Source organism: Halomonas aquatica (assembly GCF_040196335.1).
GTDB classification, from domain to species: Bacteria; Pseudomonadota; Gammaproteobacteria; order Pseudomonadales; family Halomonadaceae; genus Halomonas; species Halomonas aquatica.
Genome location: NZ_JBEGCJ010000001.1, coordinates 463,187 through 469,286, shown reverse-complemented (window position 1 = coordinate 469,286; position 6,100 = coordinate 463,187). Strand labels below are relative to the sequence as shown.

Sequence of the window (6,100 nt, the reverse complement as noted above, 5' to 3'; positions counted from 1 at the left end):
GGGCGGGCGCGCGCGCCACCCCCCCCCACGGCCAGTGAGCATTAGTTGGGGCGAGGGCGCCGCCGATGGGCGCCCGGGCAGAGGGGCGGTGGATTACTTCTTGAAGCGCGAACGCGCCTTCTCGAGGGATTCGTTCAGCGAGGCCCAGGCGCTTTCCATGCCCGCCCTCATGTCCTTCCAGGCGCTATCGCCGGCTTCCTGGAATTCCTCCATCTGCTTGAGAGCATCCTGCCGCTGCTCCTCTAGCTTGTCGATCTGCTTCTGATACTCGAGCTGGGCATCGGCCGAGGCGGCCTCCGCCTTGGCCTTCAGCTTGTCCATCTCGGCCTGCCATTGGTCCAGTTGGGCCTGGAGCTTCTTCTCGTAGGCTTCTCTATCGCTCATGGGGGCATCCTTTCAAGGTATGGGGGTTCATGCACCCTTGAGGGTAGTCCGTTTCAGGAGAACACGATATGACCGGCATGCGTCGGGTCCTCGTTTGGACGGCGGTCTCGAGTTCCAAGCGTAACGCTATTGAAGGGTGCTCGGACCGATGACCGACTTCTTGAGCACCTCGGCCTGGACGTCCAGCGGCGTTCGCCAGTCCAGTGTCTTGCGCGGCCGCGTATTCAGTGAGTCGACGATGGCGTCGAGTCCTTCCTGGCTGTAGACGGAAAGGTCCATGCCCTTCGGCAGTACTGCCGCAGCAGCCCGTTAGTGTTCTCGTTGGGACCCCGCTGCCAAGGGCTATGTGGGTCAGCGAAGTAGGTCGCCGTACCAGTTTTCTGCGTGATCTCGGCATGCCTCACCATCTCTCTGCCCTGGTCGTAGGTCATGGAGAGGCGCAGAGGCCGCCCTCCTTGGGAGACGCTAATTCCATAAGTGCGGTCAGTTACAGAGATTCATCAAAGGCTCTGGGTGACTTTCTGGCCTTTCCGAGCCGCATATCTTAGGTTGTTCGGGGTGGAGCGACCATCGAGAAGGAAAGTGCAATGCTGCAAACTTTGGAGGCGGGTTTACGGGCTTGGATGTTGCCGGGCATTTTGGCGTTGCTTGCCGTGATAGCCAGTTACACCCTCTACCGGCTGACGCTAGTGGTGATCCGGCACTTTTCGAAACGGCGAACCGTCCCCCTGCTGTTTCTGGACGCGGCTGCCAAGGCGCTGGGTTTGGTCACCAGCCTGCTGGCACTCAGGGCTACGCTCAATGGCGCTCCGGATGACCTGCTGCTCTTGGCGCCGGTGAAACAGGTAGTCACATTGCTGCTGATTCTGTCTCTGACGTGGGCAGCGGTTCGCCTGACCTCAGTCATTGGCGACGTTATCGTGTTGTTGAATCCCGTATTGGAAGGAGAGTGGAAACGGGCCCGCAAAGTAGAGACACAGACACGCTTCCTGGTCCGTTGCCTGAATATCCTCGTTATCATCGTGGGCATTGGTGCCGCGCTGATGACCTTCGAGTCGGTACAGAAAGTGGGCGCCAGTCTGCTGGCGTCCGCAGGTGTTGGCGGCATTGTCCTGGGTTTTGCTGCACGGCCAGTACTCAGTAACCTGTTGTCGGGCATTCAGATTGCGCTCACCCAGCCGTTTCGCATTGAAGATGCGCTGAACGTGCAGGGCGAGTGGTGCTGGGTCGAGGAAGTGACCGCAACCTATGTAGTCCTGCGGGTGTGGGACCAGCGTCGGCTTATAGTCCCATTGCAGTGGTTTATCGAGAACCCTTTCCAGAACTGGTCACGGAATACGGCGGATTTGCAGGGCACGGTCTTTATCTGGGTTGATTACACCATGCCCATCGAGCCACTACGCCAAGAGTTCTCGCGCTTGCTAAATACGATGAAGCAGTGGGATGGCAAGGTGGCGACTGTTCAGGTGACCGACTCCAATGATCAGGCGCTACAGGTCCGCTTTCTTATGAGTGCACCTGACTCCAGCCAGAACTGGGATCTGCGATGCGCTATCCGTGAGGGGCTGGTGACGTTTATCCAGCAGCATTACCCCTCGCAACTGCCCCGCCTTCGTGCGCGATTGGTGGATACTTCTCCGGAGTTTGATGTGAATTCCAACAACCTGGCTGATCTCCAAAGAGAAGCTCCTGAGATATCTGGGCCTGGAAGCCGATCCCGATCTGACAACCGAAAAAAACCGTAGGGCTGTCGCCAGACTTTGAATCGCCCCGAGTTTTTAGACACAACCTGATCTTATAAATATGGTGTAAAGGAGTCGCCTGAGGTGACAATTAAAATGTGTGTATAACGTTTTCATCTAATCTAATAATCAACCATTAAATCAGCTTGAACTAATTGTTTGATTCTGGCCGAAAGCCGACCTTCAATATGAATTGATTCTGGGAAATGGCACTCATCAATTCCCCAGGCTACTCACCCGCATCACCCGTCGCTCCACTGTATCCAGAAGCTGGCCGCGCCCGGTTCGGCCAGGGGTGGCCATTGGTGGGCGCGGCTAATGCCGGTATAGAAATGCTCAAGCGTCAGGATCGGGTTGGGACGGCGGGCAGAACCTACGTGATACCCCCGCCGCCATCAGGATCTCGGCATTCGCGCGTCGATCAGTTCTGCATGGGAATGCCGTCTTCCCACCGAAAGCCGATGCCGCCGCCTTTCCAGACGCCCTCGCCGAGGGGTTTGGGCCCCTGGATATCGACGTGCTGCGGCAACCCGAAGCCGGGCGCCAGGTCCTGCATGCCACGAACGGTGCTGCGATGCATGATCCGCAGGCCCTGTTGCTCGACGGGCAGGTGCGCCTCGGGCGCGGCGCGATGCGCCACGGCGAGGTTGTCGATGAACACACAGTCGTTCTCCTGATACTCGTAGGCGGTGGCGTAGCCGTTCTCCAACCCGGCATTCAGGATGTCGTTGTACTCGCGGCAAAGCTGCTGCAGCTCGTCCTCGTTCAGCAGGCGAAAGCCCTCCTCATCGGGGAGCTTCTCGATCACCGCCCCCGTCATGCCCAGGTGCAGCCAGATGCACTTGCGCTTCGAGATGGGGTGCTCGTGCACCACGGGATGCACCACGCCCGAGGCGGAGTTCACCGAGGAGAGGCGGCTCCAGAACTCCTTCCGGTCCTCCGGGAGGGCGTCATAGGCGGCACCCTGGTGGGCGAAGTAGGTGCCGCCGCCTTTCTCGGCCGGGCGGATGATGTGGTAGCCCGAATGCGAGAAGGTGTCCGCATTGAAGCTGCCGTCGTTGTGCCATTGCGGTCCCACGCCCGGGATGCCGTGCTTCTGATCGTTCGAGAGGCGGAAGATATGCTGATTACCTCCCGGCGTCGCCGGGTGTACGCCGTGGGTGCTGTGCAGCTCCTTGCCGCCCCACCAGCAGCTGGCGCGCAGGAAATCGTCGGGGCTCAGCTGCGTGTCGTTCTTGAAGACGAGGAACCCGCGATTGGCCATCTCGAGTTCCAGCGCATCCAGTACCTCGGGCGGGGGCGCGTCCTCGGCGGACAGGTCGATTCCCTGTACCTGCGCACCCAGGGGATCCAGCGGGGTGATGGTGCCGCCGAAGGCCTCGATGGTGGCCACGCGAGTGGGATCCAGGGGCGGGAGAGTCGATTGACGGGTCGTCATGCGGGCCTCCTGTGATTGATGGCGATGGCTCAGCGCGATGGCTGAGCTTGATGCAAGAAGGATGACCGCGACGCCGAGGGCGTCGATGTGGAGGGGGCGCCATTAGGGCAACGCCGTCATCCGAGCACAGGATGTATGAACCGATCATGCTGACAGAGACGTTGCTGTTTTCCAAACGCGGGCCGAGCGCGCCGCCGCGCCCGGCCTCGGCTGGGTCAGCCCATGGCGGGCTTCATGACGTGGAGGGCGTCACGAAGTGGCGGCGCCGGGCCGCGCCTCCATCGGGGCGACTCCCGGCGTGAAGCGATAGCCGAGCAGCCGCATGGCGTTCAGTGTCACCAGCACCGTGGCGCCGGTATCCGCCATCACCGCGATCCACATGCCGGTGATCCCCAGCGCCGTGGTGACCAGGAAGACGGCCTTCAGGCCCAGCGCCAGGGCGACGTTGGTCTTGATGTTGCGCAGCGTGGTCCGCGACAGGTCGATCAGCTCGGCGATACCGATCACGCGGTTCTTGAGCAGCGCCGCATCCGCCGTCTCCAGCGCCACGTCCGTGCCGCCGCCCATGGCGATGCCCACCTCGGCGGTCGCCAGCGCCGGGGCATCGTTGATGCCGTCGCCGACCTTGCCGATCGGCCCCAGGCCGGCGGCCTGCCAGTCACGCACGCGCTGGGCCTTATCCTCGGGCATCAGCTCGCCGTGCGCCTCGATCCCCAACTGGTCGCCGATGGCCGCGGCGGTGCGGGCGTTGTCGCCGCTGAGCATCACGATCCGCACGCCCAGCCGCGACAGCGCCGCCAGGCCATCTCGGGCATCGTCACGCGGTTCATCGCGCACGGCGATCAGCCCCAGCGCCTGCTCGCCCTCGACCAGCACCGCGAGGCTCTGGCCGGCCTGCTCCAGCTCGGCAATCCGGGCACTCAGGTCGTCGGCGAGCGCCTCACCGAGCAGGGCCTGCTCGGCCAGGTAGCGCGGGGTGATCAGACTCAGCTCGCGCCCCTCGACCCGTCCCGACACCCCGATTCCGGCCAGGGCGCGGGTGTCGCTCGCCTGGGGCAGCGACAGGCCCTGTTGCCGGGCATGATCGAGGATAGCCAAGGCGATGGGGTGGCTGGAGTCGCGCTCCAGCGCGGCGGCGAGCCGGAGCACCTCGTTCACTTCATCGCTCGCGCTCTCGTCCTGCCCGGAGCCCCAGCCTTCCACCCGGGTGACCCGGGGCGTGCCCGCGGTGAGCGTGCCGGTCTTGTCCACCGCTACCAGCTTGAGCTTGCCGAGCTGCTCCAGCACCGCGCCGCCCTTGATCAGGAGGCCCTGTCGGGCGCCGGCCGAGAGACCGGCGGCAATCGCCGCGGGGGTCGAGATGACCAGCGCGCAGGGGCAGGCGATCAGCAGCAGCGCCAGGGCGCGGTAGATCGATTCCGACCATGCCATGCCCGCGACCAGCGGCGGCGCCACGGCCATCAGCAGGGCCAGTCCCACGACCACCGGCATGTAGTACAGCGCGAAGCGGTCGATGAAGCGGGCCATCGGCGCCTTGGCCGCCTGGGCCTCCTCCACCAGCCGAATGACGCGGGCGATGGTGTTGTCCTGTGCGCTGCGGGTGACTTCCACCTCGAGGGCGGCATTCAGGTTCACGGTGCCGGCGAAGACGTCGTTGCCGGGGCCGCGTAAGCGGGGCACCGACTCCCCGTTGATCGGCGACTCGTCCAGGTCGGACTCGCCGGTCAGGATGCGCCCGTCGCAGGGCACGCGGTCGCCCGGGCGGATCAGCACCCGCTGGCCGGGCGTCAGCGAGGCGGCCGGGACCTCATGGGTCTCGCCCTCTTCCAGCAGCCTCGCCTTCGAGGGCGTCAGGTCCGCCAGGGCCGAGATGCTGCGCCGCGCCCGCTGGGAGGCCACGCCCTCCAGCAGTTCGCCCACGGCGAACAGGAAGACCACCACCGCCGCCTCGGCGGCGGCATCGATGGCCAGGGCGCCCAGGGCGGCGATGCTCATCAGCATCTCGATGGTGAAGGGATTGTGCTGCTTCAGCGCGCCCCAGGCGGCCTGCACGATCGGCACCAGGCCCACCACGGTGGCCGCGACGAAGGGCCAGTTGCCCAGCGCCGGCCAGGCCAGGCGCAGGGCGAACGCCAACAGCAGCAGGTCCCCGCTGACGAGCACCACTCGCCCCTTGGCGGACTGCCACCAGGCGGAGGGGGCGGCGTCCTGCTCGGTTGCCTCCTCCTCGCTGATCAGGCGATAGCCGAGCTCCTGGATCGTCCGCTCGATCACGGCGTGGGAGGGTGTCGCCTGCTCGGGCGAGGGCGCAGGCGAGTGTGCGGAATAGTGCAGCTTTACCGACCCGGTGACCGAGCTGGCCGAGACCTCCGCGATGCCGTCCAGGCGTCCAAGAGCAGATTCGACCTTGCGTTCGCAGCCGCCGCAGTCCATGCCCTCGACGCGCAGCGTCAGGGTCGAGGCGGTGGCCGTGGATGCCGAAGCGGACATGGTGTGGCTCCTGAGATCGGGATGACATCTGAAGCATAATCCCTCT

The 6,100-nt window shown here is 64.2% G+C and carries 4 protein-coding genes and 1 pseudogene; 1 reads left to right on the top strand and 4 read right to left on the bottom strand.

The window, feature by feature from the left end; translation table 11 throughout:
• Window positions 1-93 precede the first annotated feature (93 nt).
• Both ABE960_RS02110 and ABE960_RS02105 read right to left on the bottom strand, forming a co-directional pair.
• Window positions 94-384, bottom strand: a complete 291-nt coding sequence (locus ABE960_RS02110; RefSeq protein ID WP_349760564.1) for a sll1863 family stress response protein — start codon at window positions 382-384, stop codon at window positions 94-96.
• Window positions 385-510: 126 nt separating this feature from the next.
• Window positions 511-878, bottom strand: a pseudogene (locus ABE960_RS02105) (IS30 family transposase); the annotation flags it as partial.
• 93 nt (window positions 879-971) lie between these two features.
• Between ABE960_RS02105 and ABE960_RS02100 the strand changes: the two are divergent.
• Window positions 972-2,129, top strand: a complete 1,158-nt coding sequence (locus ABE960_RS02100; protein WP_349760563.1) for a mechanosensitive ion channel family protein — start codon at window positions 972-974, stop codon at window positions 2,127-2,129.
• 418 nt (window positions 2,130-2,547) lie between these two features.
• Here the strand turns inward: ABE960_RS02100 and ABE960_RS02095 are convergent, their stop codons facing one another.
• Together ABE960_RS02095 and ABE960_RS02090 are read right to left on the bottom strand one after the other, a co-directional pair.
• A complete protein-coding gene (locus ABE960_RS02095; protein WP_349760562.1) occupies window positions 2,548-3,564 on the bottom strand; it encodes a TauD/TfdA dioxygenase family protein in 1,017 nt (338 codons plus the stop codon).
• A gap of 249 nt (window positions 3,565-3,813) precedes the next feature.
• Window positions 3,814-6,054 (bottom strand): heavy metal translocating P-type ATPase, encoded by a 2,241-nt coding sequence (locus ABE960_RS02090; protein WP_349760561.1) that lies wholly within the window; start codon window positions 6,052-6,054, stop codon window positions 3,814-3,816.
• Window positions 6,055-6,100 lie beyond the last annotated feature (46 nt).

What these genes read in the sequence shown, in the direction of transcription:
- ABE960_RS02110 (WP_349760564.1), bottom strand. Translation starts at nt 384, where the DNA reads ATGAGCGATAGAGAAGCCTACGAGAAGAAGCTCCAGGCCCAACTGGAC.
- ABE960_RS02090 (WP_349760561.1), bottom strand. Translation starts at nt 6,054, where the DNA reads ATGTCCGCTTCGGCATCCACGGCCACCGCCTCGACCCTGACGCTGCGC.
- ABE960_RS02095 (WP_349760562.1), bottom strand. Translation starts at nt 3,564, where the DNA reads ATGACGACCCGTCAATCGACTCTCCCGCCCCTGGATCCCACTCGCGTG.
- ABE960_RS02100 (WP_349760563.1), top strand. Translation starts at nt 972, where the DNA reads ATGCTGCAAACTTTGGAGGCGGGTTTACGGGCTTGGATGTTGCCGGGC.